Here is a 24,817-nt window from a genome sequence, read left to right as displayed (position 1 = left end):
TGATGGATTTGCTTGCAATAATTTATGTAGGCGCCTACGTAAATTGCCGAAGGGAGTCAATTGAAAATGGCTGAAACGAAAGAATTTAGCGACAAAACGGCGATCGGAAAGCGGCTGCGGCGGTTGTCGGAGCTGATCGATCGTGACGCCAAGAGCCTTTACAAAGACCAGGGCGTCCATTTCGAACAGCGCTGGTTTGGCGTTCTCAATGAACTTGTTGAGAACGGGCCGATGACGGTGAAAGAGCTGGCGCAAGCTTTAAGGATCACGCATGCTTCGGTTAGTGAAACCCGGCGCTCGCTTGAGGCGGCGAGCATTATTGGCGCGAAAGCCGATAAATCCGATGGCCGTCAGCGCATTTTGCATCTGACGGCGAAAGGAAAGAGGCTGGTGAGAACATTGTCCCCGCTCTGGAAGGCGCTTGAAGATGCGTCGACCGAGTTGAACGACGAGGCGCGAAATGTTGTCGCCGCGCTTGACCGCCTCGACGCCGCTCTTGAGCGAAAGTCCCTCTACGACAGAGCCGCCGAGAATTTGCGCGATTTATCCTGAAAGGTGTTTCATAGAGGGACTTGGCGTATTTTCTTCTCTCGCATGACGCCGCGGAATCCGGCTAGAGTTTTGGTGAGGAAGCGAAAGAGCTAACTTTGCCTACCATCTACGACCTCAAGCCGAAATTTCAGGCGCTGTTGCGGCCTTTCTGCCGGCGGCTTGCCGAGGCGGGCGTCACCGCCAACCAGGTGACGCTGATTGCTTGCGGGCTATCAATAGCGCATGGCGCCGCGCATCTCATGAATCCCGGCGCGAAGTGGGTGCTCACTCTCCTGCCGGTCATTCTTTTTGTACGCATGGCCCTCAACGCCATCGACGGCATGCTGGCGCGGGAGTTCGGACAGGCCTCAAGGCTCGGCGCCATTCTCAATGAACTGACGGACGTCATCTCAGACGCGGCGCTTTATTTGCCTTTCGCCCTTATCCCGGGCGTTCCCGCGCTGCTTGTGGTTATCGCTGTCCTGTTTGGCGTCATCGCGGAGATGACCGGCGTCATCGGCGTCCAGATCGGCGCCTCGCGGCGTTACGACGGCCCCTTTGGCAAGTCTGACCGGGCGTTCTTTTTTGGCGCGCTTGCCGTTCTTCTCGTCATGTTCGATACCGGGTTGTGGTCAACGGTGTTGATCGCCTTTGCATGCGCTTTGGGCGCCGCGACGATCGTGAATCGCTCGAAGATGGCGCTGAAGGAGGTGTCTCATGCCGATACCTGACGCACTGCCCGATAACGCCTTTTTCGCCATAGCGGTCATTTACGGCCTGCTGGTCATCGCCAGCATTGTCGTGGCGGTGATGAAGCGCATACGGCCGGGGGAAGCGCAAAGCGAAGCCATGGCGGAGTTGTCCCGGCGCGTCACGTCGTGGTGGTTCATGATCACCATCTTTTCCATCGCCATTGTGACCAACCGGATCGTCTCCACGGTCTTTCTGGCTTTCATGACCTTTCTCGCTTTCAAGGAATATCTCTCGCTGATTCCGACGCGGCGCGTTGACCGTCTGATCCTGCTTTTCGCGTATTGGACGATCCCGTTTCAATTCTATTTCGCACATCGCAATGAGTATGGTCATTTCCTGACCTTCATTCCGGTCTGGACCTTCCTCTTCCTGCCCATGGCGATGACCCTGATCGGCAAGACAGAAGGATTTCTGCGCGCGGTGGGGACATTGAGCTGGGGCTTGATGATCACGGTCTTCGCCTTGAGCCATACGGCGATGCTGCTTTCCACCGATCCAGGCCTTGCGGGGCCGGCGGGCGGCGCGGGGCTTTTGCTCTTCCTCGTGGCGCTGACGCAGTTCAACGATGTGGCGCAGTTCACCTGGGGCAAGCTGTTCGGCAGGCACAAGATCGTCCCGAAAGTCAGCCCGAAGAAAACCTGGGAAGGATTTATCGGCGGGCTCTCCTCGACGATTATCGCCGCGGCGGTCGCCGGACCGTTTCTGACGCCCATGCCGTTTTATTATGCAGCGGTCGCCGGCGGAATTATCGCCATCGCCGGGTTTCTCGGCGACATCACCATTTCAGCGTTCAAACGCGATCTTGGCGTGAAAGATTCCGGCGGGCTCATTCCCGGCCATGGCGGCATTCTCGATCGGGTGGACAGCCTCACCTATGCGGCGCCGGTCTTTTACCACGCCATGCATTTCTTCGTGTTCTCGGGGCGAGTCTGATGAAACGGGCGCTTCAATATTTGTTCTTCTTACTTGTCGTGCGGCCGGTGCTGCTCGTCATTCTCGGCATGAATGTGCGCGGCCGAGAAAACCTGCCTGAGAAAGGCCCGGCGATCGTCGTCGCCAATCATAACTCCCATCTCGATACGCTGACCCTGATGGCGCTGTTCCCGCTGAAGGACCTGCATCTGTTGCGGCCGGCGGCCGCGGCGGATTATTTCCTCGCCAATAAGTGGCTCAAATGGTTTGCGGGCAATGTCATCAATATCATCCCGCTCGCCCGCGGCGCGGTGCGCAAGAACCCGCTTGCGGATCTTGAGGCGGCCCTCGACCGCGATGAAATCCTCATTCTTTTCCCTGAAGGCTCCCGCGGCGAACCCGAACAGCGCGCCGAGTTTAAGCGCGGCGTCGCTTATCTTTCAAAAGCGCGGCCGGATGCGCCTGTTTATCCGGTGTTCATGCATGGGCTTGGCAAGGCCCTGCCGAAAGGCAGTCTCATTCTCGTTCCCTTCACTTGCGACGTGTTCGCAGGTCCGCCGATCAGATGGACCGGCGACGCCCAGAGTTTCATGAGTGAGCTTGAAACGCGCATGGCGGGCCTCGCCAGCGAAGGGCGTTTCCAGCCATGGGAGTAGGAATGGGCGGCATGAAGAACGAGCGATTGTGGTTCGCCGCCGCCGCCCTGTGGGGTTTTGCCGAAGCGACGTTTTTCTTCATTGTGCCCGACCTTCTTTTGACGGCGGCAGTGCTCCTGTTCGGATTTTCCCGCGCTTTCCGCTTCGCGACCATTGCGGCTTGCGGCGCGGCGGTGGGCGCGCTTCCCATGGTCATCTGGGGCGCCGCCGATCCGGACGCTGCGCGCGCTTTTATTCTTTCCGTGCCGCTGATCGGCGAAGATTTGCTGTTGCGCGTTCATGGCGAGCTAGAAGGTTTCTGGCCTTTTGACCTCACCGTCGGCGCCGTGACGGGCGCGCCCTTCAAGATCTATGCGGTGGAGGCAGGGGCGGGCGGCGTCAATCCGTTCCTCTTCGCCATGGTCGGCTATGTGGCGCGTCTCGCCCGGTTTACCCTCGCCATCGGTCTGACGGCGCTGGGCGCGAGGCTCGCGGCCCGTTTCGGGCTGCAGCGTCTGGCGCCTTATGGTCTCGCGCTTGCCTGGGCCGTGATCTACGTTTTTTACGTCTTCAAGCGCCTCAGCGTTTCGTGATGATTACGTGAAAGTAACAAGTGGGGGCGATTTCCACCTTCGAAGCGGTTTTGCCCCGCCCGCGCCATGGGCTAGGGTCCCGCGCAAGCTGCAATCAACACTTATGATGATGAAGGAGTCTCCCCTTGCGTAAGATTTTCCTGCTGGTCGGGGCCGCGGCGCTGGCGCTCGCCGCCTGCGGCAAAAAAGAAGAAGGCGATACCGCTGAAGCCGCTACAGCGGAGACGGCCGCTGTAGACATGCCCGATGAAGCCAAGACAGAAACGGAGTTGAGGGCTGACTTTGAAAAACTCGCGGCCGAGAACCTCGCCGCATCCAATGCGTTCCTCGACGAAAACAAGGCGCGCGAGGACGTGAAAGTCACGCCGTCCGGTCTTCAATATATGGTGCTCAAGGAAGGTCCGGAGGATGGTCTTTCGCCGGTCTCCACCGATCTCGTGGTCGTTCATTATGTCGGCACGCTTACCGATGGCGTCGAATTCGATTCCTCTCGCGCTCGCGGCGCCGCTGCGCAATTCCGCCTGAACGGGGTAATTCCCGGCTGGACCGAGGGCCTGCAATTGATGAGTGAGGGCGATAATTTCCGCTTCTTCGTGCCGCCCGAGCTTGCTTACGGCGCGCGCGGCGGCCCAGGCGGCGGGATTGGTCCCAATGAGGCGCTGATCTTCGATGTTGAGCTCATCAAGGTGCAAAATGCGGCGCGCAATCTTGAGGCGGCGAATGCGTTTTTCGCTGAAAACGCCAAGAAGGCGGGCGTCAAGACAACCGAGTCCGGGCTGCAATACGAGATCCTGACCGAAGGCGACGAGGGCGGCGAAAGCCCCAATGCAGAAAGCACGGTGCAGATCCATTTCGAAAGCAAACTGGTCAATGGCACGGCGCTTGGCTCTTCTTATGACGCAAACAAGCCGGCTGAGTTTCCATTGAATGCGGTCATGGAGCCCTGGGTGGGCGAAGCGCTGCCCTTGATGAGCAAGGGCGATAAATACCGCTTTTATATTCCGCCTTCGCTGGCTTATGGCGAAGCGGGAACGCCTGGCGGACCTATCGGCCCGAATGAAGCGCTGATCTTTGAGGTCGAACTGCTTGAAGTGAAATAGGCAGAGTCGACTTTTATGGACTCAACTTTCGCCCCCGCTCGAACATCGAGCGGGGGTTTTCGATTCCTCATACGGACCTTCCGTAGCGGGATGAGCGTCAAGAGGGATGTGAATTTTTTTTATTGTTCGTTTACCCGCATCAAGATAAGGGGAATCCCTGCTGACAGTTGGTCAGTGTTTCAGGGGATGCTTTCAGATGAGAAAAGCTGTGAAAAGAAAAGCTGCAAAGCCTGCAGCCAAGAGAAAGGCCGTGAAGGCCAAGAAGAAGACGACGGCAAAAAGAAAGACTGCCGTGAAGAAGAAAACGACCGCCAAGAAAGCGGCGAAGAAAACCACTGCAAAGAGAAAGACTGCAAAAAAAGCAGCGAAGAAAACGACCGCCAAGCGCAAAGCCCCGGCCAAGCGCAAGACGGCCAAGAAAACAAAACTGACGGTCAAGAGAAAACCGGCTGCGAAAAAAGCCGCCAAGAAAACGACCGCGAAGCGCAAAACGGTTCGCCGCAAGAAAGCCGCCTAAGAGCCCGGTTTCTCAGTCTGCAAAGTCCCCGGAACAGGATGGACAGACGTTCGCTGGCTAAAGACCGATGCCGATAAGGCTCTTAATCTTGAGAATAAGAGCCGGCGCCGTATCGGGGTTTGGAAATGAACGTCTGATCTTGTTCCACCGAACAGGGATGCTGCTTTCTGGGATAAGGCTCTGAGCGTCTTCAACTTCTGTTGATGCCCCGGCTTTCATGCCGGGGCATCCACGGCAAGCCTTTCTCAGGCAAGGCGAAAAGCCTGATTTTCCTTTCAAAAACAGTCAGAAAGTGGCGCCCCGGGGCTGATAGCGCTTGCCATTTGGGGCGGTCTTCGCGCAACTTGCGCGCATGAACGACATCACCCCCCAGCTTGAATGGATCGAACGGCTCGTCGCTTTCGACACCACATCGCACAAGTCCAATCTCGCCCTTATCGAAGACGTTGAGGCCTATCTTCACGGCCACGGCGTTGAGGCTTTCCGCGTCTATGACGATGAGGGAGGCAAGGCCAACCTTTATGCGCTTGTCGGGCCCAGCGTCGAAGGCGGGGTCGTTCTCTCCGGCCATACGGATGTGGTCCCGGTCGAGGGGCAGGATTGGGCCACCGATCCTTTCACGGTGGCGCAAAAGGACGGCCGGCTTTACGGCCGGGGCGTCGCCGACATGAAGAGCTTTTCTGCGATCGGTCTCTCGCTGGTGCCGGAAATGCTGTCCGCTGGCCTCAAACGTCCGATTATTTTCGCGCTCTCCTATGACGAGGAGATTGGCCTTCTGGGCGCGCCGCGCATGATCGCCGAGATCGCCGAGCGCCTGCCGAAGCCTTCGGCCGTGATTGTCGGGGAGCCGACAAATATGAAGGTGATTGACGGCCATAAGGGTATGGCCTCCTTCGCGGTGCGGGTGACCGGCTACACCACGCACTCCAGCCAGACGGACCGGGGCGTTTCCGCGGTGGAGGCGGCGGCGAAACTCGTCACCAAGATTTCCGAGATGCGCGAGCGCCGTGCGGCTGCGGCGGACCCGTCATCGCCGTTTGTTCCGCCTTATTCGACCATGACTGTGAACGTCATGCATGGCGGCACGCAGCTGAACATCATGGCGGGCGAGGCGGCGTTCCAATGGGATCTGCGCGTCGTTCCCGGCGACAGCCGCGAGGATATTATCGCCGAATTCACTGATTATGCGCGCGGGGTTGAGGCGGAAATGCGCGCCAAGGCGCCGGGCTGCCGGATTGAGATCGAACAGATGACGAATGCGCCGTCGCTGGCGCCCCATGCGGACAATCCCGCCGCCGATCTCGCCAAGGCGATCACCGGCCTGAACTCAACGGATGTCGTTCCCTATGGCGCGGAAGCGGGCCAGTTTCAGGAAGCCGGCTTTTCCGTCGTGATCTGCGGGCCGGGGTCCATCGATCAGGCGCATCAGCCCGACGAATTTATCACTCTCGAACAGGTGGAAGAAGGGACAGTGTTCATTCGCCGCCTGATCGAACGTCTAAGCGCGTAACGCACAAAAACCCACGGAGGAAACCGCGAGATGACATCATTGGAAGCCGCCGCCCTGTGGGTTGGCCTCAACGCCCTGTTGCTGATTGTCTTGAGCGCGCGGGTGGGCTCCGTCCGCATGAAGCACAAGATCAATCTCGGCGATGGCGGCAATGACGCCATGACCAAAGCGATCCGCACGCAAGGGAACTATATTGAATACGCTCCGGCGGCGATTGGCGGGCTTGTCCTCTTGGCGCTCCTGAATACGCCTGTCCTTGCGATCCATATCCTCGGCGGGCTCTTCTTCTTTGCGCGCGTCTCTCATCTTCTGGGGCTTGGCATGGGCGTGTGGCCGGCGGGACGCGCAGTCGGCACCGTTCTCACCATGCTGACGCTCCTGGTGACGGGGCTGTGGCTGATCTGGAAAGCGTTCGTTTAGACTTTGTTAAGCAGTGTAACCGGGGGGTGTCTAACCCCCCGCTTTACAAAGACTTTTTTGCTACTTTTACATTTTATTAGCGCTGTCCTGCGAGCTTTTCGGAAAACAAGGTCTCTGTTTTTCGAAAGGCGCCGACTCCGTGAAACAACTGACGCATTGCCGCGCATGCGGATCGAAGGCGCTGACGCCAGCTTTTTCCATGCCATTAGGCTCACGCAAGGGGCTTGGCCGCAAAGCGGCTGCGTCCGCCGATTATGTTCTCTGCGATCCCTCCCGTGACGCCCGCGCTTGCGGTTTGTTGCAATCGGCGAATGTAGAAGACGACTTCACCTACACGCCGTCGGCTCATCACGCGTCGACACGCGATCATTTGCGTGCGGTCGCGACGGAAGCTCTTGAGATGATTTCCGGCCGTGACTGCGCCGCGCTTGATATCGGTTGCAATGACGGCACTCTTCTTTCCTTTTACCCGCGCTGGGTGGACCGCTTCGGCGTCGATCCTTCCGAGCATGTGGACGAGGTCGGCGACTGGGCCTGGACCGGGAAGTCGGCTTTTCCCTCAAGAGACCTCGACTCGGCTTTTGGCGATAAAAAGTTCGACATCATCACTGCGGTTTCCGTCATCGAACATATCGCCGAACCGCGCGAATTCCTGAAGCGTGTGAAAGACCTTCTGGCGGCGGACGGCGTTTTCGCGCTCGAAACGCTTTATGCGCCGATTGTCTTGACGCGCACTTGCGTTGAAACGCTGCAGGCCGGCGTTTCGGCCGTTTATTCTCTCTCGGTGATTGAATGGCTCCTGCGCGAGGCCGGGCTGAAAGTCTTCAAAGGCGCGCTGACGGCGAAGGAAGGCGGCTCGATCCGTCTGTTCATCACCCACGCAGAGTTCGAAGAATATGACTTCGATCCCTGGTATGAGCGTCTGGCGCGGCTTTGGGATGAGGAAAACGCCCTCGCCATGCGCGCCCTGCAGCCTTATCAGTCCTTTGAACAGCGGGCCGCCGAAGTGCGCCACGACTTTGTCGCCATTCTCGAAGATATCGCGGGACGGGGCGAATGCGCCCACATCCTTGGCGCTGATGCGCAAACCGAAGCGCTCCTGCGCTGGGCCGGTCCTGCGGCGAAAGCGATTACGGCGGCGGTGGATACAGGCGCCGCGCGGGAAAAAGAACGCCTCGGCGAAAAAGGCCCGCGCATTATCTCCGAATCCGAATGCCGCTCAGTTGAGCCGGACTTCCTGATCGCATCGGCCCGCTACAAGCGTGAAATTCTCGAACGCTGGCGTGAGGCGGTGATGCTTGGCGCCCAGATCATTTTCGTGACGCCGAGCCCTCACATAGTCACGTCGCTCAATTTCGCCAGCGAATACGGCAAGGCGATCAATAATGGCGACGGCCCGGCCGGCGCGCACACCTTGCGGGCGATCCTTGCGGCGGCAGGCGGCCCGCGCCTTATCGCCGACAATCCCGACGCAAAAACGGCGAACGGTTAGTCCGCAATACTGAGAAATCGCCGCGTCGTCCCTTCGAGCACAACGGCGGTGAGAAGCCCTCCATAAACGGCGCCGGTGTCGACGCCGATGCGCCAGCCGGCGTCCACCGGTTTGTTGGTGGGCGTATGCCCATGAACGACCACATAGTCAGGACGTTCTTCGGGCGATGCGTTGTGAAAGCGTTTTCTGATCCACAACATATCCGCATCGGTCTGTTCTTCGAGCGGCGCCCCGGGGCGCAGTCCTGCATGAACGAATAGAAAGTCGCCTGCGATATGGTGAAGTTCAAGCGACTTCAAAAAGTCGAGATGGGTCTTTGGCGCGAGCGCAAACCATTGTTCGGCCAGGGCGGGCTTTGGCTGTCCCACTGTGTTGATGCCATAACTCTCAAGCGTTTCCTCGCCGCCCCAGTCGAGCCAGTGGCTGAGATCTTCCGGCTCCTCAAGAAAATCGAGCATCAGTTCTTCATGATTGCCCTTGAGGAAGACCGCATCATCGAAGTCCGCCGAGATCTTGATCAGCCGCTCGATGACGCCGCGGCTGTCGTCGCCCCGGTCCACGTAATCGCCTAGAAAAATGAGCTGCGCCGCCTCAAGAGAGCCGGCGTCCTTCTCGATATCGTAGAGAAGCTCGTCCAGCATGTCGGCGCGGCCATGAATGTCGCCAATGGCGTAAATCCGCTTGCCGTCGGGCACGGCTGCGTTTTTCGGCCAGTTTGAGCCGGATTTCCTCAACAGTCGGTCGATCATGCGCGCCATTATCAGGGATTTCCACGCTAGCCGGTACACTCCGAAATACGAAAAGGCTATAAAAAATCTGATAAAGAATCGTGCTCAATCCCTAATGGAGGAGCGCGCGCCCCTAAATATGAAGGGGGCGGGCGAGCGGATTGGGCGAGAAAAGGCCACACAAGACAGTTGAGGCGGAAGCTGAGCGGCAGACAATGAGCGTTCTCGTGACAGGTGGGGCGGGCTATATTGGCGCGCATATGCTTTTGGCGTTGGAAGACGCCGGAGAGCCCGCGGTTGCGCTTGACAATCTTTCCACCGGCGCCCGCTGGCTGGCGCCGGAAAGCGCGGCGTTCGTGGAAGCTGATGTGGGCGATGAGGCGACGCTGGCGCGGATATTCGACGAGCACGATGTCCGCGAAGTGATCCATTTCGCCGGGTCGATCCTGGTGCCGGAATCGATCCGCCATCCGCTCGACTATTATACGAACAACACGGCGAACACACTTCGCCTTCTTAACGCTTGCGTGACCGCGGGCGTCAAACGGTTCATTTTCTCTTCGACAGCGTCCGTTTACGGAACGCCGGAACGAACGCCCATTTCCGAAGACGCACCCATCCGCTCGATCACGCCATATGGCGCCTCGATGGCCATGAGCGAACGCATCCTTGAAGACGCCGCGGCGGCTCATGGAATTTCTTTTGTCACGCTGCGCTATTTCAATGTGGCGGGCGCCGATCCGCAAGGCCGCGCCGGGGAAATCGGCAAACCGACCCATCTGATCAAGGCCGCGGCGCAGATCGCCGTCGGGGTTCGAAAAGAAAAGCTTCAGATTTATGGCGGCGATTACCCGACGCCTGACGGCAGCGCCATTCGCGACTATGTGCATGTCAGCGATCTGGCGCAGGCGCATATGGCGGCGCTCGCCCGGGTGCGCGGGCAGGGCGGGGCCATCACGCTCAATTGCGGCTATGGCCGCGGAAACTCCGTCTATGAAGTTGTCGAGGCGTTCCGGCGCGTCACCGGAACCGACATGCCTTATGACGTCGCGCCGCGCCGGGCGGGTGATCCGGCGCAGCTTATCGCCGACAACGCCGCGATCCGCACTGCGCTAGACTGGCGCCCGCGTTACGATGATATCGACTTCATTGTTGAAACCGCGATTGACTGGGAGCGTCATCTCGCTCAGCAGGATGCGCCGCCCCGGGTCAAGAACAAGGTATGAAGCGCATTTCCTATTTATGGCCGCGCATCCTCTTTGCGTTGTTGTTCTCGCTTGTCACCTATCTGACGCTGACGCCCAATCCTGAAGATACGAAAGCCGGTTTTGCTTTCACGCGATGGATCTCGACGACGCTGTTCGGCAATCCGGCGCTCGCTGACAAGGTCGCGCATTTTCTCGCTTACGCCGCGCTCGGGGCCGCGGCGGTGTGGGCCCATCTGACCGTCTTTTCAAAGCGCCGGGGATCGGCCCTGGCGCTTGCCGCCTATGGGGTGCTGCTTGAATGGCTGCAAGGTCTCGGCGGTGTGCGGTCGCCGGAGCTTGCCGATGCGGTCGCCAACGGGCTCGGCGCCCTCTCCGGCGCGACCGGGGCCGTCATCCTCGCCAATTTGGCGCGGCGGGTGCGCAAGACATGAAAGCCGCAATTGTCATCCCCGCCCGCTATGCCTCGACGCGGCTGCCGGGCAAACCCCTGCTGGCGGAGACGGGAAAGCCGCTGATCCAGCATGTTTATGAAAATGCCCTGAAGGTGAGAGAAGCCGCGTGCGTCATTGTCGCCACCGATGACGCGCGCATTTTCGACGCCGTTACAGGGTTCGGCGGCAAGGCGGTCATGACCAGCGACGCCCATGAGACCGGCAGCGCGCGCATCGCCGAGGCGGCGGAAACGATCGACGCAGACATCATCGTCAACATTCAGGGCGACGAACCCGAAATTGAACCGCACCACATTGACGAGTTGATCAACTTGCAGGCGACCAGCGGCGCGTTTGCGTCAACGCTCGCCTGTCCCTTTCCATCGGATGCGACAGCCGGGCCGGGATCGCCCGAAGATCCCTCAGCGGTGAAAGCGCTTCTGGGCGCCGCCCTTGACGAAAATGCGCGCTGGGCGCGGTTCTTCACACGTCATCAGGCGGTCTGGCCGCGCGACGCAGATGGCCGGATTACACGCCCGGAGAGATATTATCTCCATATTGGCGTTTATGCGTTTTCAAAGGCGAGTTTGATGGCGTTCGCCGCCGCGCCTGCCGGCGCTCTTGAAAAGGGTGAAAGGCTTGAGCAGTTGCGTATTCTCGAGCGCGGCGAAAAGATCGCCGTCGGTCTTATTCCTCGGGCCTCTCCGGGCATCGACACGCCGGAGGACTACGAAGCTTTTGTTGCGAGAGTAAGTAAAGGCGCCGCCTGACAGGTGGGGGAGTGGGTGTCGTCGGCGGCGCCTTCGGTTAGCTACTGTGGTTGGCGGCGATTACGCGAGGGACGCATAAGCGTAAAGCGCCGGATAGGCCGCAGCAGCCAGAACGGAATAGATCGTCAGTAAGGTCAGTACGCGGGTCATGGGTCTCTCCTCGTTTCTTGTTATGACGGGGAGATAGGCGTGCGTGTTTTGCGTTGGAAGTAGTGCGCAGCACAGTTCGGCGCTCCAAAAAACCGGTTCATCGAAATGACGAAACGGCAATGCGTTTTATCGCGCCCAGCCTTCGCTTTGTCGCCAAAGGCGCCGTTAATCCTTTTCCGACGCCTTCAATTTTCGCCATCCGTCTGGAAAATCTGCATTGCTTTCCTCTGCGGCGGCGCGAATGGGCTCGGACGCCAGCGCATGTGAGCGGAGACTTTCGAAAGGCGCCGCCTTGTGTTCGAGGAAGCCGAGATGGTGCAGTCGCCGCGCTGAATATCCCGTGAGCACATGGGAATAGTGCCAGGGCAGGGCGCCGGGAAAGGCGCCGTTTATCGACTTGACGAGTTCGTTGGTGCAGTTCGATGTGAAGGTGTTGTAAAAGCGCGGATGGTCTTCCAGCTCATTGGTGCGCTCAATGAAATGCATCAGGATTTCGCGCCCCTGTTCCGTCGTGACATCAAGCTTATAGGCGTAGAGGTCGTGTCCGAGGCCCACGGCGATGCGCGTTAAGACGTCTTTTTCCGTCGACCACAAATAAATCAGCTCGAATTTGTTGAAGAGGCCGTTGAAGCCGGAATAGACCTCGCCCCGCTCTTTTCTGGCTTCGACGGAAATGGCGATCGTTTGATCGGTGTCGCCGCCGAAAACAAAGCTGATAAATGTATGGGCGGCGCCTTTGAACGCAGGAAACGGCTCAACAAAGAACCATATCTCTTCGAGATCGGCCGGATTGAGTTTGGTGTCGCGCCAGTCCTTGGCGGCATGGTGCTGGGAAAACTCGAAAGCGCGCAAATTCTGAAGCCGCCAGTGGCCATCCGCCATGGGCTCAAAGACAGGCATGCGCGATAACCCGACCACCCAGTCGCGATCATGCCGCGGGGTTTTCAGGACAACCGACAAGATAAAGCCCAGCGCCAGCGCAACGGCGAGGGCGATCGCGATTTTTGTCATCGCTTGGCTCCTTCAGCTTGTGATGATGCCGTTTTTCGGGGGGCGAGACCAGCGGTCTTATTTACCGGGGCGCGAGGCTAATGCTTGATCCGGACCGGCGAAACATGGCCCAGTAACCGGAAAGTTCACGCAAGCGGAGGCGCGGAATGGAATCGCTGTTATCGCTGGAAAATCTTTTCACCCTGTTGATGCTGATTATGCTGCAGGCGGTGCTGGGGTTTGACAATCTTCTTTATATCTCGATTGAATCGAGCCGGGTCGTGGAGCAACGCCAGAAAATTGTGCGGTTGTGGGGCATCGGTCTCGCTATCGCGCTGCGCCTTGTGCTTATGGTGATTGTGCTCGGGCTGATCAATTCCCTGACCCAGCCGCTTTTCGGCGCTCATCTCGACGGCGTATTCGAGGCGTCCTTCACCTTTCATTCCCTTGTCTCAATTCTCGGCGGCGGCTTTATCATGTGGACGGCGACCAAGGAGATCATGCATCTCCTGGCGGTCGATCATGTCGAAAATCTTGGAAACGGGCATACGAAATCCGTACCGGTTGCGATCGCCACGATCGTCTTTATGAACCTGATTTTCTCTTTCGACTCGCTGCTCTCAGCAATTGCGCTCACCCATGTGGTCTGGGTCATCGCCACGGCGATCATCATCAGCGGCGTGATGATGATCGTGCTCGCTGACCGCGTATCAGCCTTTCTCAAACAGAACCGGATGTTTGAGGTGATCGGCCTTTTCATTCTGTTTATCGTGGGAGTGCTGCTGATCACCGAAGGCGGGCATCTCGCCCATATGCATCTCTTCGGCTTTGAAGTCGTCGCCATGTCCAAGGCGAGCTTCTATTTCGTTATCTTCGTGATGGTGATCGTCTCGACGGTGCAGACGCGTTATCGCAACAAACTTGAAAAGCTCCGCGCGGAAGAACGCGCAGAAGCGCCGCAAACGTCCTGATATGGAAACGGCCTGGCGCTGAAAGGGCTGGGCGCTGAAAGGCGCCGGGCTTTAATCGATCGGGCGGAAGATCAGGGTCATGACGACGCCGACAATGCCGATGACGCCCCAAAGCGGCAGCCCCATGATGGTGCTGATGGCCTGGGAAATCCCGCCGGGGGAATTCTTCGCGATCGCCGCCCCGTCTATGCCGATCAGCCCCAGAACGAATTCAGTGGACCGCATCACCGGCTCGCCGGTTTCCAGCGAGGATACGCCGTCGGCCCCCAGCAATGCGATCGCGATCGCGACCAGAACCCACGCAAGAATACGAAACGCCGCCATTGGATGGCCCCCTCAAATGGTTAACGCAACCTTAACTGGAGCCAGAATAGCCCGGCGGGCCCCGGGCTGCAAACCCCTCATCACTGTCCGGGGCGGCATCCGGAAAGCCAGCAAAATTGCGGGGGTCAAAGCCTTGCGCGCCGGGACAGCTTGACTATAGTCCGGCGCTCTTAAACGGACAGGTGGCCGAGTGGTTGAAGGCGCACGCCTGGAACGCGTGTAGGCGGGTAACCGTCTCGAGGGTTCGAATCCCTCTCTGTCCGCCACTAATTCCGATCGCTGAGATCGCATAATCAAACCAGGGGAACTTCGCTGAGGCGGGAGATTTCAAACGCCTTTTCATTTCCTCTTCCGCCATGATTTTAACCAGCGCTTCGCCTTCCCCCCAACACTCTGCGGCGGTGCGAGCCTCACGCTTTTGGCGCTTTGCTGCGCTGCTGGCGGCGCTCTAATCCGACGGAGTCACGGCGTATTTGATGACCTCAACTCCTAAAGGGAGGACGCCGAAGATCAGGAGGATAACTCCCGGTATGGTGTAGCGCTTCTTTTTCAAAAAAGGTCTGGCGTCGTTGGCCGACGCCTTTTGAGGCTGAACTTTCCCTACACTGGCCTCAGCTACCTCGGCGGTGATGATAAGCTTAGAATGCCCATTCTCAAGCGCCTCGAAAAAGCTGCTTTATTCAATTTCGTTAAGGTAAGCGCCTCGCCGAGCGTCAGGCCGGACCGGGATTTGCCGGTTTTCCTGGAGGTGAGCTTGTAAGTAGCCATGGCGACGTACTCCTTGTGGTTTGGTAACGGCATGAGCCGGAGTACGCCTCATGCAACCATGGAAGCGTGAAAAATATCCGAATATGGGATAATTCTATTATGGAATTAGCCCTTGCGCCACTGGAACCCCGCCAATGCGCGCAACATGGCCAAATCAATTTATACAAAACGCCATCAGAAACTTTGCGATCTGCTTGTAGAGGCGCGCAATGAGGCTGTGCTCACGCAGCAAGAAATCGCCGACCAGCTTGGCAAGCCGCAATCTTACGTCGCCAAGGTTGAAGGAGGCGAGCGCCGGTTAGATGTAATCGAGTTTTGGGAGCTCTGTGAGGCTATTGGCGTGAGCCCCCCGCAGCTTATCAACTCTCTGTTCAAGTAAGCTTCTGAAACTAGCGATACATGTCTGCATCCATCCGGAAGCTGTCTTTGCGCCGGTTGGTTGGGATGTCTACTCAGCGCGCAAAAGCGGACATTACTATAGCGCGGCGTTTGCGACTGGGCGTGAAACTCATTACCGCACTTGCAATACCCTGCTCCACTATGGTCCGAGCATGCTCTGTTGCATGACCTCGGACGGACATTCCCTTTCCGATACATTTTTAGCTGTTCAAATTAAGTTGCAACAGCAGCCCGGAAAACCGCGCATCGTCGCGGATCGGATCGTAAAAAGGATTGATCTTGAGAAAGATTACGCCTCTCGATCTGTCTCCGACGCCTTTTTCCAGCCATATAAACGCTTCGTCATGTTCGCCGAGATTGGCGTGAATCTGAGCGATCAACGGCGCTGGCACATAGTCACCGCGGTTAAGGAGGTCTTCCAAGATGGCTCGCGCTTCCTCCTTTCGGCCGGCGCGGGCAAGCGCGACGGCGAGATCGGATTTAGCAATGGCCGCACCGCCCGTCAGGCGCGCCGCGTTTGAAAAGGATTCGATTGCCTCATCGGCTTTCCCCAGCATAAGCTGGGCGCGCCCGAGCACTCTGTATCCGTCGGCGAAGGCGGGGTCTTCCGACAGTACATCGCTGGCCTCCCGCATGGCGTCGTCATAGCGCCGCGCATTGAAATACGCCCAGGCGAGATTGTTCCGAATTCCAATATCGCCATTGATTCCAATATCGCCAGCGCCGTCTTCCAGTAATTTTTTCAAAATTCGGATCGCGACGTCGTGATTGCCCACAATAGAGTTGGTTAATGCATAACCGAGCGGCGGCGTTCCAGAGAGCTCAAAAGCGCGTTCATAGGCTGCGAGTGCGCCGGGCCAGTCCCTGTCGTTCCAGGCCAGAACGTCGCCATAAACCGACAATGCCGAGGCGCGAGTCACAGGGTTGGTTGCCGACACGCCGTAAACCAGCGATGCCTTCACTTTCGGAATAGCCTCCGCAGGCGTCATCCAGCCATAATGCGTGCCGGCGAAATAATACGCCCTGCCCATAGCAAGCCGGGCTTCGGCGAATTCTGGATCAAGCGCGACCGCTTGTTGAAAAAAGTCTATGGAACGCCTGTTTCCTTCAGGCGTCCATTTACGCAGTTCATGTTTGCCTATGAGATATTGCTCATAGGCCTCGAAATTTTCCGTCGGCAGTGTAGTCAGAAGGTTGCGCTCCGTTTCACTGATCTTCTCGACAAGAGCGCCGGCGATATTGACAGCAATGTCCTGTTGAATCGCCAATATGTCCTCGGCGTCCCGGTCATAAGTCGACGACCATAAATGCGCGCCGCTCGAAGCGGAAATAAGCTGGGCGGTAACGCGCAACCTGTCGCCTTCGCGGCGGACGCTGCCTTCAAGTATATTCGCAACGCGCAGGCGCTGGGCGATTTCCGTTACCGAAGCCTTGCTGTCGCGGTACTGAAAAGAATCCGTGCGCGACGCCACGCTCAGCGTATCGATTTGCGAAAGCGCATGCAGAATTTCCTCGGCCAGCCCGTCCGAAAAATAGACGTTGTCCGGCTCGGCGCTCATATTGACGAATGGCAGGACGGCGATGGTGTTCGGGTCCAGCTCTGCGGAGTTATCCGCATTCGCCGTCTCGTTGGTCGGCTGGCGCTGAAAGAAAGCGATCGCGCCGGCCGCCGTAACAAGCACGGCCAGGATTGAGGCCAGAACCGCGCCGCGCCAGCGACCTGCGTGAGCGCGGACCTTCAGAGATTGCGCCGGCTTGATGTTGCGCTCGGCGGCTGGCGGCGGAGCGGCGGCGTCAGCCTCTGGCTCAACCGGCGCGCAGAGCCGGTATCCCTGTTTCGGGATCGTCTGAATCAGCCGGCGATCCGCGTTCGTGTCCTCCAGCGCGCGCCGCAGGAGCGATATGGCGTTATTGAGGGATTGATCCGCGCCGGGCGCGCCGTTCCATACTCTATCGATCAGTTCCTGGCGGCGAACTGTCCCGCCCTGCCGCTGTGCAAGCGCGATCAGTACGGCCATGACTCGCGGCTCTACCTCGACGGTGGAATTCGCCGAAACGATGATTTGCGCGGCGGGATCGACCCTTCGGCCGGCAAGCACGAAGGGCTGACCCAGCTCCGGTTCCCATATGCGGACGTTTGACATGGCTTCACCCGTCTCGAACCGGCCGGTCCGGTCGCGCCCGTGACGAATGCGAAACCGCCAGCCGAAAGCGTCTTGCCGGCGACGCCGGCCCGTCAGCCCTGCAAATGATATTTATGCGCCAGTGAAGAAATAAATCAACGCATGCCAGCGTGATTGCTGGAATCCGCCTTCAGCTTTTCTTAAGCTTTCTTCCGCCTAAATTATGTTTTCTTTCAATACATTACACACTTGTCTCCATAAGCTCCGAACATGAATGGCGGCGGTCGACGGCCCTGGCGGGCGCGCCGGGGGCAGGCGATCTCGCGCTTCACTCGGCGCGCTGCGCAGGAAGCGGGCCGCCTGCGGGTCCTGCGGAGGCCAGGAAGGGAGCGAGGTCATTATGTTGCGTGGAAATCGAGTTCTCGCGGCGGCGGCTTTGTCATCATTGCCGTTTGCGGTTTCGGCGCCGGCTATGGCCGGACCGATTTTACTTGAAGCCACGCCGGTTTTTGACGGGTCGTTCTTCGAATTCGAGGCGCACATAGCCGGCGCCGATGTTGAAGCTGCCGGCGCCGATATCGCGACTGTTCGATTGGGCAGGGATGGCGGCGGCGATTATGTCGTCTTCGAGGTCATGTCCGACGTTACATTTGCGCTGGATCAGGGGCCGCTCGGAGGAGCGCCTATCGAGCTTTTGACGGACGAACGAAGCGCAATTGCGATGGGGCGGTTTTCGGAAGACCAGGACGGCAGTCTTCTCCCTGAGGGCAACCTATTCGTAACCAACCTGGCGAATGCCGACGCCGGTTCGCCGGACGCCTCCGGCGATTTCATCGTCTACGCCGCCAACAGCGCCATTCCGCCCGCAGAGCCCGGCGGCGACGCCGACGAGGTCTGGTTGCGCAACCTTCGCACCGGTGAGCACGTTCTCTTACGCGAAGCGGCTGCCGGCGACGTCAGCGATGTGCGCATCGCCGACGACTGGGTCGTCTGGAACGAGGGGGATGTGACACTCGCCCTCAATGTCGCCAGCATCGGAACGGGAACGCCGCCGACCACCGTGCGCGGGCCGGTTCCGGCGACGGACGATGCCGAGATTGACAGCCGGTTCATCGTCTGGACCGAGCAACTTTCCGAATTCGGATTCGATGCGGAAACCCGCGCGCAGGAAATCGGCGGTTCGTCCTTCTTCGTCACGCCGGACGGTCTGGATGACGGTTTCGATGAGATCGAGCCCGCGACCTGGGGCGATCTCATTGCTTTCGGCCTGGTTGATAGGGCGACCGGTTTGGGCGATATCGTTCTCGCCGATATTCTGGCCGACACGACCGAGACTTTTGATCTCGATCTTGAAGGGCTTTCCTCGCTCGCCCTCACCGGCGAGTTCTTGACCTTCAATGCGCTCGATGGCGCCGGGATTTCACAGGCTTTCCTGCTTCGGATCGCCGACGGCGCGCTTTTGCAGCTCACCGACGGGCCGGAAGGCGGCGGCGTGGCGGACGTGTTCGGCGATCTCGTCGCTTATATTTCGGGCCGGCAGCTGTTCATTGGCAAAATCGGCGAGGCCGAAATTGTGCCGTTGCCGCCTGCGTTTGCTCTGTTCGGCGTCGGGCTTGCAGGTCTTGCAAACTTCCGGCGCAGGCGTTGGCGACAATAGAAAGGGCCGCTGCACGATGGGGCGTCTGCGCAGGAAAACGGGCCCTTGGATGCGGGCTAGTTGTTCGAGGGGAACGGCCGATCGGCCGCGAGGAGAACGACATATGAAAAACACCTTGCTTGTATCCCTCATCGCGGTCGCAGCATGCGCTAGCGATCCTTTATACGATGACCCCGTTCAAGATGCGTTCCGCGAGCTTGAGAACAACCGTAATGCTAATGCGAGGACGTGCTCCTACAGATTTGACGATGTCGAGGCTGCGGCGGCGACGCTCGACGAGGTGATCCGGGCGGGCGATGCAACCCGCTATGCGCCGGACCTGGATAGGCTGAAGAGGGCGTGCGACGGATTCTACAGCGTTGATCTTTTTCCCGATTCTCTCCCTCGCCCCCGCTCCGCTTTCATCAAAGGGAGTTGCGCCAATGCTTTGATGAAAGCCGGAGACCCAACGATCGGCCGGCAAATGGTCGAAAGAGCGAACGCACTGTGCGAGGCCGCTCGCGGCCTGCCCGCAAACATGCCCGATCAACCTGGCGGATATGAACAATAACAAAGAAGCGAAGAAGTTTTTTAACGGCCGGGGACCGGCGCGACGCGCCCGTGAATATCAGAAATGAGAATATGGCGCGTTTCGCCATACAGAGGAAATCGAAATGAATAGAGCGGCCTGGAAACGAACAGGGAGCAGATCACGACGCATTGGCGTATTGACCATTTTCCTGACGGCAGGCGCAGCTTTGGCGGTATCCGCCGCGGCGAACGGGATGAAAAGCGGATGGACGCAAGACGATATCGCCGCGCTGTTCCCCGCGCCGCTTGAGGGGTGGAAAGCCGAAGGCGCCGTCGTCGAAGAACGCGACACGATCACAAGCGGGTTTGAATCCTTTGCGCTTGCCCCTCTGGCCGAAACTGCGGCCGTCGGCGTCAGTGTCCGGTTAAGAGTGACGCAAGCATACCGTTCCGGAGACAGGGCGATCGCTATTACAATCGACACGGAAGATATAGAAACGGCCGCGATGGTCGACGCTGTCGACGCTGTCGCGAGCGCCGAAGGCGACGGGCCAGAAGAACTCGTCGCCTTGGGAGAAGAACTACTCGCCGCGGGCGTATCGCCGATATCGCATGAAGGTCATCCTGGCGTTTCGGCCGAAGCCGACGGCGAAGCCGGCCGCGCGTTCAAGATCGGGTCGGCCGGCGCGGTCTCACTGGAATGCGCCTATCTCGATTGCGGCGACGACCTCGACGCCATGATCGAAAGCCTCGATTTTTCCGCTATCGCGGAGTTCGCCGCCTTCGATCATCGGCGGTGAAGGGCGCGGCAAGGGGAGATAGATCAATGGAACGCTTACCGATTATCACCATCGCAACTTGCGCCGCGGCGCTCTCCGGCTGCGCCGGCGTTGATTGCATGTCTGTACCGTCATACCGCATAGGCAATATTCAGTATTATGAGCAGATCGACTCCTCGGGCTGCGCCGCGTATCAGGCGGAAAGGGAGACGTACGCCTACGGTAAAGAGCGGGCCGAACGACAGGCCAGGAACGGGTCTTCCTATGACAAGTACAGCCTCGGCGAAAAATACGAGACCGGCGGAACGGCCTTGATCAAAGATGTGGACACCGGCGCCTGGCGCGGCCAGAGCGTCGATCTGCAAAAGAGCCGCCGGCGTGCGGTCTACTGGTACAAAGAAGCCGTCAAACAGGGCGGCGCCGGCGCCGGCAAGGCGCGTGAGGCGCTGATCCGCCTCGGTAAGACGCCGCCTGAAACCCCGCCGGAAACGCTCGCCGCGCAGGGCTATGACGCGCATAAAAGGGGCGACGACGCACAGGCAGCGCGCCTGTGGCGGCAAGCGGCGGAAAAAGGAAACGCGGCCGCGCAATATAATCTCGGCTGGGCGTATGAGAACGGCCGCGGCGTTGAGCAGAACGGTGTTGAGGCCGCTCGCTGGTATCGTCAGGCAGCGGAACAGGGTCATTCGTCAGCGCAATACAGTCTTGGCGTGATGCACCTCGCCGGGCGTGCAGTCTCGCAGAACAGCGGGGAGGCTGCGCGATTATTTCGATTGGCGGCGGAGCAGGGCCACGCCTCCGCCCAAAAGAATCTCGGCTTGATGTACAAAAACGGCGATGGCGTCGGGCAAAGCGATGTCGAGGCCGTGCAATGGTTTCGCCGGGCGGCCGAACAGAACCATGGGTCCGCGCAGTTTTCGCTTGGTCTGATGTACGAGGAAGGGCGCGGCGTCGAACGCAATCTCGACGAAGCGATCCGCTTGTACCGCAAAGCTGCCGAGAACGGAGACGAGAAAGCACAAGACGCGCTGGCCCGCATCGGCGCCTCGATATTTCGTCATGATTGATGGCGCTGCAAAGGGAGAGTTCGTTGTGCCTTTTCTATCTCTTCTCGTCGCGCCGATAATGGCCGACGCACAAAACGGCCCGGCCGCGAGCGCATGCCAAGCCGGCGCGACCGGCCATCGGAATTGGGGATTGGGCGGCAAACTTGTCTTCGCCCTTTTAACTGCCGTCGGCATTGCGGCAGCGTCGCCGCCGGCATTTGCCGTGTCCGCCTGGGAGATATGCAGTGACGGGCGAGACGTCAAAAATGATTCCTGGGAAAAGAAGATCGAGGCGTGTGAAAAAGTTCTTCGCAGGGAAAGCGATCTCGAACGTCTCGCCATCGCGCATTTTTACATCGCGGAAAATCTTGGCCACTCTTACTACGCTTTCAGAACAACCGGCAAAACTGATCCGTGCAATTTCGATAAGGAGAATTTCAGCTACCAGGACGAACGGATTATGCAATCGGGAATATGTTATGGCCCTGAGTTGGCGCCAGCGAACCGAAAATTTGATTACACGCTTTCATACAATGTGCAACGCATCGCCGAGCCGACGACGACCGACCATGACGCAGTGCTGGCTGAATACGACAAGGCGCTCTCATATAGTCCCGGCGATGAAAGAATAAAAAAAGCGCGGGCGGAGTTTGTCAGCCTCATCCAGGACCATAATGACGCAATTGTCGCGTCCCTGAATAATGCCGGGCGCGATGAATTCCGGGATCAGCTTGCGCGCGACGAATTCAACACCGTTGCGAAACAAGCCGAAGGAAATTTTCGGGACGGCGACTTCAAAAATGCGAAGGTTGACCTCGACAGGCTTATCGCCGACCCGCTTTTCGCCGGTCAGAAAGCGACGTTTCGCCAAAACGCCCATTTGATGCGGGGCATGGCGCGCCTGCAGCTGAACGATCCGTCCGGTGCGCTTGCCGATCTCACGAAATCGATCGACATCAATCCGAAATGGAACGGGTACTTTCAGCGTGGTCTTGCCTATGCGGCGCTCGGCAAGCCGGAGGATGCGGCCGCCGATTTTACGCGTGCGCTCGAAACAGCGCCGGACGATAATGCGATGGCGGATTTGCTCTATCAGCGCGCGCTTGCGCGGTATGCGACGAAAAATGCGGACGGCGCGCTGGACGACTTTAGCGCCGCCATTGCAAAGATAGAGAACGGCGTCCTCTACGCTGCGCGGGGCAGGCTCTATCTGGACCGTCAGGACTATACGTCCACAAAGGCCGATCTCGACCGCGCGCTGGCGCTCGGCCTGCCCGACGCGGCGCAGCGCGCCTATGCCTATGAGTTGCGCGGCCAGGCTTCGGCCTATCTTCAGGACTATGACGGCGCCATTGCGGATTATACGCGCATCATCGATTTGTCCGCGGCGTCCGCGGCCCGCAGGCTCGACGCGCGCCTGTCGCGCGCGATACTTCATCACATGCGCCGCAACGGCGCTGAGGCCATGACCGATTACGACGCTTTTTTCGCACGAATGGACGAGGGGAGCGAGCAGGCGCGAAGGAAAGCGAACGCCATCATAGACGGGCTAAAGCGCGGCGGTCTTTATGACGGCGAAGGCGACGCCTATGACGAAGCGCTGCGCGCCGCGCTGATGCGGTGCGTCGCCATGCCGTCCTGCGGCTTCTAACGCACGGCATGAGAAGGGAAATCGATGATGACAGCGTTCTCTAGCTTTTCCGCAGCCCGGACTTTTATGTCCGCCCTTGGGATAGCGCTGATTGCAGGGTGCGGCGGCCCGGAATATCGGACGTCGCACGAAGTCACGGCCCGGCCCGGCGCGGCGCTCGTCGTGCCGTTCAATCAGCCAGTCAAAGGCGCGCCCAAACGCGCTTTGGGCGCTATTGAGGCAAGGCCATTGATTAGTCCCAGTCCGTTGCCGCAGGGCGCTGAGCTGTTGGATTCGAGCCTTTACTTATTCGGCAGCGGCGATGTCGGCGGCGACATATTGATTTACGTGCCGGAAACAGCGTCCGGCGCGTTCACCTTCTCTCTGGCCGCTTCGGGCGACGGGCGCGGGCAAAGCGCGAGTTTGGTGTTTTTCAAGACCGAAACAACCGAGGTGACTGTAAAAATCGAGGGTGCGCCGGTTGAAAACTCATTGCCGCCAAAGCTTGCCGGCGCGTGGACGCGTGATGATGAGGTCTGGACGTTTGAAGGCGGGCAAATCCCGTCATTGCGCATTCGTTATGCTTCGGGCGAGGAGAAAATCATGCGCTATGCGGCCTATCCGGACGGGGCCGGGCGATGGTTTCTCGTCGACTATGATCCGGCGGGCGCGACCTATTGGGCGAGCCTTGAAGGTGACGCGCTTTTACTGGCGTATCCCGATGTTCAGTTCGAGCCGTTCGCAACGCTTGTGCGGCAATAGGATGTGTTGCACGCGGGCGTGGGCCTTTTGAGCCCGACCAATTCAGCAGAAACGCACCGATGAGCGCCGCCGCGCCGCGAATGTCCGTTCATATCATGCCTGCCGAATCCTGATGTGTATCGCTTTATTCCGGTTTGCGGCCTGGAACGGCCGCCATTTTTTCCTGCTGAATGTCCGCTTGGAGGATCATGTGGAATTGGTGGTTATCTGATCTGCTATTGGTTTGGCTCTCTGGAAATAGGAGCCAATTATGTCAAGTACCCATGCAAAATCAGATAAGATTCCGTGGAACCGAGGAAAGCTTGTTGGGCAGAAAGCGCCGCTCAAACCGCCAGAGGTGTGGGCAATTCGAGTCCGACTTGAGCTTGCCAATAATAGGCGCGACCTCGCGCTATTTAACTTGGCAGTCGACAGTAAGTTGCGAGGATGCGACCTTTTGCGAATTCGGGTTTCAGATGTGCGAACAGGCGGCGAAATCCGTAGGCGGGCGAAGATCCTCCAGAGCAAGACAGGAAATCCAGTTCAATTCGAAGTCACAAAGTGCACGCGTAACGCGATTGAAGATTGGTGCAGGTTCAAAGGATTACAATCACACGATTGGCTATTTCCGAGCAGAAAAGATCGAAATAGGCATTTGACGACTAGGCAATATGCGCGATTGGTCGAGCAATGGATTAGATCGATTGCTTTGCCCCGATCATCTTACGCTACGCACTCTATGCGGCGGACTAAAGCTACACTGATTTACCGTAAGACCGGAAACCTGAGAGCTGTGCAACTACTATTGGGGCACACTAAGATTGACAGCACAGTGAGGTATCTCGGTGTGGAGGTCGAAGACGCGCTAGCGCTTGCCGAGAGTATCGAGCTTTAAGCTCGGATACGCGCAAAGGGAGATATAATAAGCTGGGCAAACGAATACCAATTAGGAATCCTAACAGACAGCCGTTAGGGAGGCTGTCCCGATGGGGGTAGGCCAACGCTCTATACGCCTGTTGCAGAAGTGTCGGTGGCGTTCAGCAAGTGAGTTTACGATGAACTAGTAGCCTGTTTGACGCGCTAGAAGATTTTGGTGAAATTTTTTGGGCATCAGTGTAGTCGCGCTAGA

The 24,817-nt window shown here is 58.6% G+C and carries 26 protein-coding genes and 1 tRNA gene; 23 read left to right on the top strand and 4 right to left on the bottom strand.

Annotated elements, in window-relative coordinates; genetic code table 11:
- Nucleotides 1–66: 66 nt before the first annotated feature.
- From ACFC5L_RS00255 to ACFC5L_RS00210, 10 genes are all read left to right on the top strand, one after another.
- Nucleotides 67–552: a MarR family winged helix-turn-helix transcriptional regulator gene (locus ACFC5L_RS00255; protein WP_375202288.1), complete on the top strand. Its 486-nt coding sequence runs from the start codon at nucleotides 67–69 to the stop codon at nucleotides 550–552.
- Nucleotides 553–647: 95 nt separating this feature from the next.
- Nucleotides 648–1,262, top strand: a complete 615-nt coding sequence (locus ACFC5L_RS00250) for a CDP-alcohol phosphatidyltransferase family protein (protein ID WP_375202289.1) — start codon at nucleotides 648–650, stop codon at nucleotides 1,260–1,262.
- Nucleotides 1,249–2,217, top strand: coding sequence for a phosphatidate cytidylyltransferase (locus ACFC5L_RS00245; RefSeq protein ID WP_375202290.1), 969 nt, complete (start codon nucleotides 1,249–1,251; stop codon nucleotides 2,215–2,217). Before ACFC5L_RS00250 ends, ACFC5L_RS00245 begins: the two co-directional genes overlap by 14 nt.
- On the top strand, nucleotides 2,217–2,852 hold the full coding sequence (locus tag ACFC5L_RS00240; protein ID WP_375202291.1) for a lysophospholipid acyltransferase family protein: 636 nt from the start codon (nucleotides 2,217–2,219) through the stop codon (nucleotides 2,850–2,852). Before ACFC5L_RS00245 ends, ACFC5L_RS00240 begins: the two co-directional genes overlap by 1 nt.
- Complete coding sequence (locus ACFC5L_RS00235) at nucleotides 2,843–3,424, top strand: hypothetical protein (RefSeq protein WP_375202292.1); 582 nt, start codon at nucleotides 2,843–2,845, stop codon at nucleotides 3,422–3,424. Before ACFC5L_RS00240 ends, ACFC5L_RS00235 begins: the two co-directional genes overlap by 10 nt.
- A gap of 125 nt (nucleotides 3,425–3,549) precedes the next feature.
- Nucleotides 3,550–4,524, top strand: coding sequence for an FKBP-type peptidyl-prolyl cis-trans isomerase (locus ACFC5L_RS00230; protein WP_375202293.1), 975 nt, complete (start codon nucleotides 3,550–3,552; stop codon nucleotides 4,522–4,524).
- A gap of 90 nt (nucleotides 4,525–4,614) precedes the next feature.
- Nucleotides 4,615–5,118 (top strand): hypothetical protein, encoded by a 504-nt coding sequence (locus ACFC5L_RS00225; protein ID WP_375202294.1) that lies wholly within the window; start codon nucleotides 4,615–4,617, stop codon nucleotides 5,116–5,118.
- Between the two features lie 275 nt (nucleotides 5,119–5,393).
- Entirely contained in the window at nucleotides 5,394–6,551 is a 1,158-nt protein-coding gene (argE, locus tag ACFC5L_RS00220; protein ID WP_375202295.1) for an acetylornithine deacetylase, read from the top strand.
- Between the two features lie 30 nt (nucleotides 6,552–6,581).
- Complete coding sequence (locus tag ACFC5L_RS00215) at nucleotides 6,582–6,971, top strand: MAPEG family protein (RefSeq protein ID WP_375202296.1); 390 nt, start codon at nucleotides 6,582–6,584, stop codon at nucleotides 6,969–6,971.
- Nucleotides 6,972–7,110: 139 nt separating this feature from the next.
- Nucleotides 7,111–8,463: a class I SAM-dependent methyltransferase gene (locus tag ACFC5L_RS00210; protein ID WP_375202297.1), complete on the top strand. Its 1,353-nt coding sequence runs from the start codon at nucleotides 7,111–7,113 to the stop codon at nucleotides 8,461–8,463.
- Here ACFC5L_RS00210 and ACFC5L_RS00205 read toward each other — a convergent pair.
- Nucleotides 8,460–9,212 (bottom strand): metallophosphoesterase family protein, encoded by a 753-nt coding sequence (locus ACFC5L_RS00205; RefSeq protein ID WP_375202298.1) that lies wholly within the window; start codon nucleotides 9,210–9,212, stop codon nucleotides 8,460–8,462. The two genes, ACFC5L_RS00210 and ACFC5L_RS00205, sit on opposite strands and share 4 nt — an antisense overlap.
- A 194-nt stretch (nucleotides 9,213–9,406) precedes the next feature.
- Here ACFC5L_RS00205 and galE point away from each other — a divergent pair, with 194 nt between their 5' ends.
- The 3 genes from galE to kdsB are packed head-to-tail and all read left to right on the top strand — an operon-like array spanning nucleotide 9,407 to nucleotide 11,600.
- A complete protein-coding gene (gene galE, locus ACFC5L_RS00200; protein WP_375202299.1) occupies nucleotides 9,407–10,417 on the top strand; it encodes a UDP-glucose 4-epimerase GalE in 1,011 nt (336 codons plus the stop codon).
- Nucleotides 10,414–10,830, top strand: a complete 417-nt coding sequence (locus ACFC5L_RS00195) for a VanZ family protein (RefSeq protein WP_375202300.1) — start codon at nucleotides 10,414–10,416, stop codon at nucleotides 10,828–10,830. The genes galE and ACFC5L_RS00195 overlap by 4 nt, the downstream gene beginning before the upstream one ends.
- Nucleotides 10,827–11,600 (top strand): 3-deoxy-manno-octulosonate cytidylyltransferase, encoded by a 774-nt coding sequence (gene kdsB, locus ACFC5L_RS00190; RefSeq protein ID WP_375202301.1) that lies wholly within the window; start codon nucleotides 10,827–10,829, stop codon nucleotides 11,598–11,600. Before ACFC5L_RS00195 ends, kdsB begins: the two co-directional genes overlap by 4 nt.
- Nucleotides 11,601–11,915: 315 nt before the next feature.
- Here the strand turns inward: kdsB and ACFC5L_RS00185 are convergent, their stop codons facing one another.
- Nucleotides 11,916–12,761 (bottom strand): Lnb N-terminal periplasmic domain-containing protein, encoded by an 846-nt coding sequence (locus ACFC5L_RS00185; protein WP_375202302.1) that lies wholly within the window; start codon nucleotides 12,759–12,761, stop codon nucleotides 11,916–11,918.
- Between the two features lie 146 nt (nucleotides 12,762–12,907).
- Here ACFC5L_RS00185 and ACFC5L_RS00180 point away from each other — a divergent pair, with 146 nt between their 5' ends.
- On the top strand, nucleotides 12,908–13,711 hold the full coding sequence (locus ACFC5L_RS00180; protein ID WP_375202303.1) for a TerC family protein: 804 nt from the start codon (nucleotides 12,908–12,910) through the stop codon (nucleotides 13,709–13,711).
- 51 nt (nucleotides 13,712–13,762) lie between these two features.
- Here the strand turns inward: ACFC5L_RS00180 and ACFC5L_RS00175 are convergent, their stop codons facing one another.
- Nucleotides 13,763–14,035, bottom strand: a complete 273-nt coding sequence (locus tag ACFC5L_RS00175; protein WP_375202304.1) for a hypothetical protein — start codon at nucleotides 14,033–14,035, stop codon at nucleotides 13,763–13,765.
- A 176-nt stretch (nucleotides 14,036–14,211) separates the two neighbouring features.
- On the opposite strand from ACFC5L_RS00175, the gene ACFC5L_RS00170 reads away from it, so the two are divergent.
- Together ACFC5L_RS00170 and ACFC5L_RS00165 are read left to right on the top strand one after the other, a co-directional pair.
- Nucleotides 14,212–14,301 (top strand) — tRNA-Ser (locus ACFC5L_RS00170).
- Nucleotides 14,302–14,948: 647 nt separating this feature from the next.
- Nucleotides 14,949–15,182 (top strand): helix-turn-helix domain-containing protein, encoded by a 234-nt coding sequence (locus ACFC5L_RS00165; RefSeq protein WP_375202305.1) that lies wholly within the window; start codon nucleotides 14,949–14,951, stop codon nucleotides 15,180–15,182.
- 220 nt (nucleotides 15,183–15,402) lie between these two features.
- Here ACFC5L_RS00165 and ACFC5L_RS00160 read toward each other — a convergent pair whose 3' ends face one another.
- Nucleotides 15,403–17,346 carry a tetratricopeptide repeat protein gene (locus ACFC5L_RS00160; protein WP_375202306.1) on the bottom strand — a complete coding sequence of 648 codons (1,944 nt, stop codon included), beginning with the start codon at nucleotides 17,344–17,346 and terminating at the stop codon, nucleotides 15,403–15,405.
- A 451-nt stretch (nucleotides 17,347–17,797) separates the two neighbouring features.
- Here ACFC5L_RS00160 and ACFC5L_RS00155 point away from each other — a divergent pair, with 451 nt between their 5' ends.
- The 7 genes from ACFC5L_RS00155 (at nucleotide 17,798) to ACFC5L_RS00125 (ending at nucleotide 24,583) form a co-directional block, all read left to right on the top strand.
- A complete protein-coding gene (locus tag ACFC5L_RS00155) occupies nucleotides 17,798–18,982 on the top strand; it encodes a hypothetical protein (RefSeq protein WP_375202307.1) in 1,185 nt (394 codons plus the stop codon).
- A 103-nt stretch (nucleotides 18,983–19,085) separates the two neighbouring features.
- Nucleotides 19,086–19,532, top strand: coding sequence for a hypothetical protein (locus ACFC5L_RS00150; RefSeq protein WP_375202308.1), 447 nt, complete (start codon nucleotides 19,086–19,088; stop codon nucleotides 19,530–19,532).
- A 214-nt stretch (nucleotides 19,533–19,746) separates the two neighbouring features.
- Nucleotides 19,747–20,292 (top strand): hypothetical protein, encoded by a 546-nt coding sequence (locus tag ACFC5L_RS00145; RefSeq protein WP_375202309.1) that lies wholly within the window; start codon nucleotides 19,747–19,749, stop codon nucleotides 20,290–20,292.
- 26 nt (nucleotides 20,293–20,318) lie between these two features.
- Nucleotides 20,319–21,338, top strand: coding sequence for a tetratricopeptide repeat protein (locus ACFC5L_RS00140; protein ID WP_375202310.1), 1,020 nt, complete (start codon nucleotides 20,319–20,321; stop codon nucleotides 21,336–21,338).
- Nucleotides 21,339–21,468: 130 nt separating this feature from the next.
- A complete protein-coding gene (locus tag ACFC5L_RS00135) occupies nucleotides 21,469–22,968 on the top strand; it encodes a tetratricopeptide repeat protein (RefSeq protein WP_375202311.1) in 1,500 nt (499 codons plus the stop codon).
- Nucleotides 22,969–23,034: 66 nt separating this feature from the next.
- Nucleotides 23,035–23,709 (top strand): hypothetical protein, encoded by a 675-nt coding sequence (locus ACFC5L_RS00130; protein WP_375202312.1) that lies wholly within the window; start codon nucleotides 23,035–23,037, stop codon nucleotides 23,707–23,709.
- 250 nt (nucleotides 23,710–23,959) lie between these two features.
- Complete coding sequence (locus ACFC5L_RS00125; RefSeq protein ID WP_375202313.1) at nucleotides 23,960–24,583, top strand: tyrosine-type recombinase/integrase; 624 nt, start codon at nucleotides 23,960–23,962, stop codon at nucleotides 24,581–24,583.
- The last annotated feature ends 234 nt before the right edge of the window (nucleotides 24,584–24,817 follow it).

Origin of the sequence: Hyphococcus sp., assembly GCF_041986965.1 — a bacterium.
GTDB lineage: Bacteria > Pseudomonadota > Alphaproteobacteria > Caulobacterales > Parvularculaceae > Hyphococcus.
Note: the sequence above shows the minus strand (reverse complement) of the source record. Positions and strands in the feature narration are given on the sequence as shown.

Coding starts and splice junctions, on each gene's coding strand:
- ACFC5L_RS00255 (WP_375202288.1), top strand. CDS start 67: ATGGCTGAAACGAAAGAATTTAGCGACAAAACGGCGATCGGAAAGCGG.
- ACFC5L_RS00245 (WP_375202290.1), top strand. CDS start 1,249: ATGCCGATACCTGACGCACTGCCCGATAACGCCTTTTTCGCCATAGCG.
- ACFC5L_RS00240 (WP_375202291.1), top strand. CDS start 2,217: ATGAAACGGGCGCTTCAATATTTGTTCTTCTTACTTGTCGTGCGGCCG.
- ACFC5L_RS00235 (WP_375202292.1), top strand. CDS start 2,843: ATGGGAGTAGGAATGGGCGGCATGAAGAACGAGCGATTGTGGTTCGCC.
- ACFC5L_RS00225 (WP_375202294.1), top strand. CDS start 4,615: ATGAGCGTCAAGAGGGATGTGAATTTTTTTTATTGTTCGTTTACCCGC.
- argE (WP_375202295.1), top strand. CDS start 5,394: ATGAACGACATCACCCCCCAGCTTGAATGGATCGAACGGCTCGTCGCT.
- ACFC5L_RS00215 (WP_375202296.1), top strand. CDS start 6,582: ATGACATCATTGGAAGCCGCCGCCCTGTGGGTTGGCCTCAACGCCCTG.
- ACFC5L_RS00205 (WP_375202298.1), bottom strand. CDS start 9,212: ATGATCGACCGACTGTTGAGGAAATCCGGCTCAAACTGGCCGAAAAAC.
- galE (WP_375202299.1), top strand. CDS start 9,407: ATGAGCGTTCTCGTGACAGGTGGGGCGGGCTATATTGGCGCGCATATG.
- ACFC5L_RS00195 (WP_375202300.1), top strand. CDS start 10,414: ATGAAGCGCATTTCCTATTTATGGCCGCGCATCCTCTTTGCGTTGTTG.
- kdsB (WP_375202301.1), top strand. CDS start 10,827: ATGAAAGCCGCAATTGTCATCCCCGCCCGCTATGCCTCGACGCGGCTG.
- ACFC5L_RS00185 (WP_375202302.1), bottom strand. CDS start 12,761: ATGACAAAAATCGCGATCGCCCTCGCCGTTGCGCTGGCGCTGGGCTTT.
- ACFC5L_RS00180 (WP_375202303.1), top strand. CDS start 12,908: ATGGAATCGCTGTTATCGCTGGAAAATCTTTTCACCCTGTTGATGCTG.
- ACFC5L_RS00175 (WP_375202304.1), bottom strand. CDS start 14,035: ATGGCGGCGTTTCGTATTCTTGCGTGGGTTCTGGTCGCGATCGCGATC.
- ACFC5L_RS00165 (WP_375202305.1), top strand. CDS start 14,949: ATGGCCAAATCAATTTATACAAAACGCCATCAGAAACTTTGCGATCTG.
- ACFC5L_RS00160 (WP_375202306.1), bottom strand. CDS start 17,346: ATGTCAAACGTCCGCATATGGGAACCGGAGCTGGGTCAGCCCTTCGTG.
- ACFC5L_RS00155 (WP_375202307.1), top strand. CDS start 17,798: ATGGCCGGACCGATTTTACTTGAAGCCACGCCGGTTTTTGACGGGTCG.
- ACFC5L_RS00150 (WP_375202308.1), top strand. CDS start 19,086: ATGAAAAACACCTTGCTTGTATCCCTCATCGCGGTCGCAGCATGCGCT.
- ACFC5L_RS00145 (WP_375202309.1), top strand. CDS start 19,747: ATGAAAAGCGGATGGACGCAAGACGATATCGCCGCGCTGTTCCCCGCG.
- ACFC5L_RS00140 (WP_375202310.1), top strand. CDS start 20,319: ATGGAACGCTTACCGATTATCACCATCGCAACTTGCGCCGCGGCGCTC.
- ACFC5L_RS00130 (WP_375202312.1), top strand. CDS start 23,035: ATGTCCGCCCTTGGGATAGCGCTGATTGCAGGGTGCGGCGGCCCGGAA.
- ACFC5L_RS00125 (WP_375202313.1), top strand. CDS start 23,960: ATGTCAAGTACCCATGCAAAATCAGATAAGATTCCGTGGAACCGAGGA.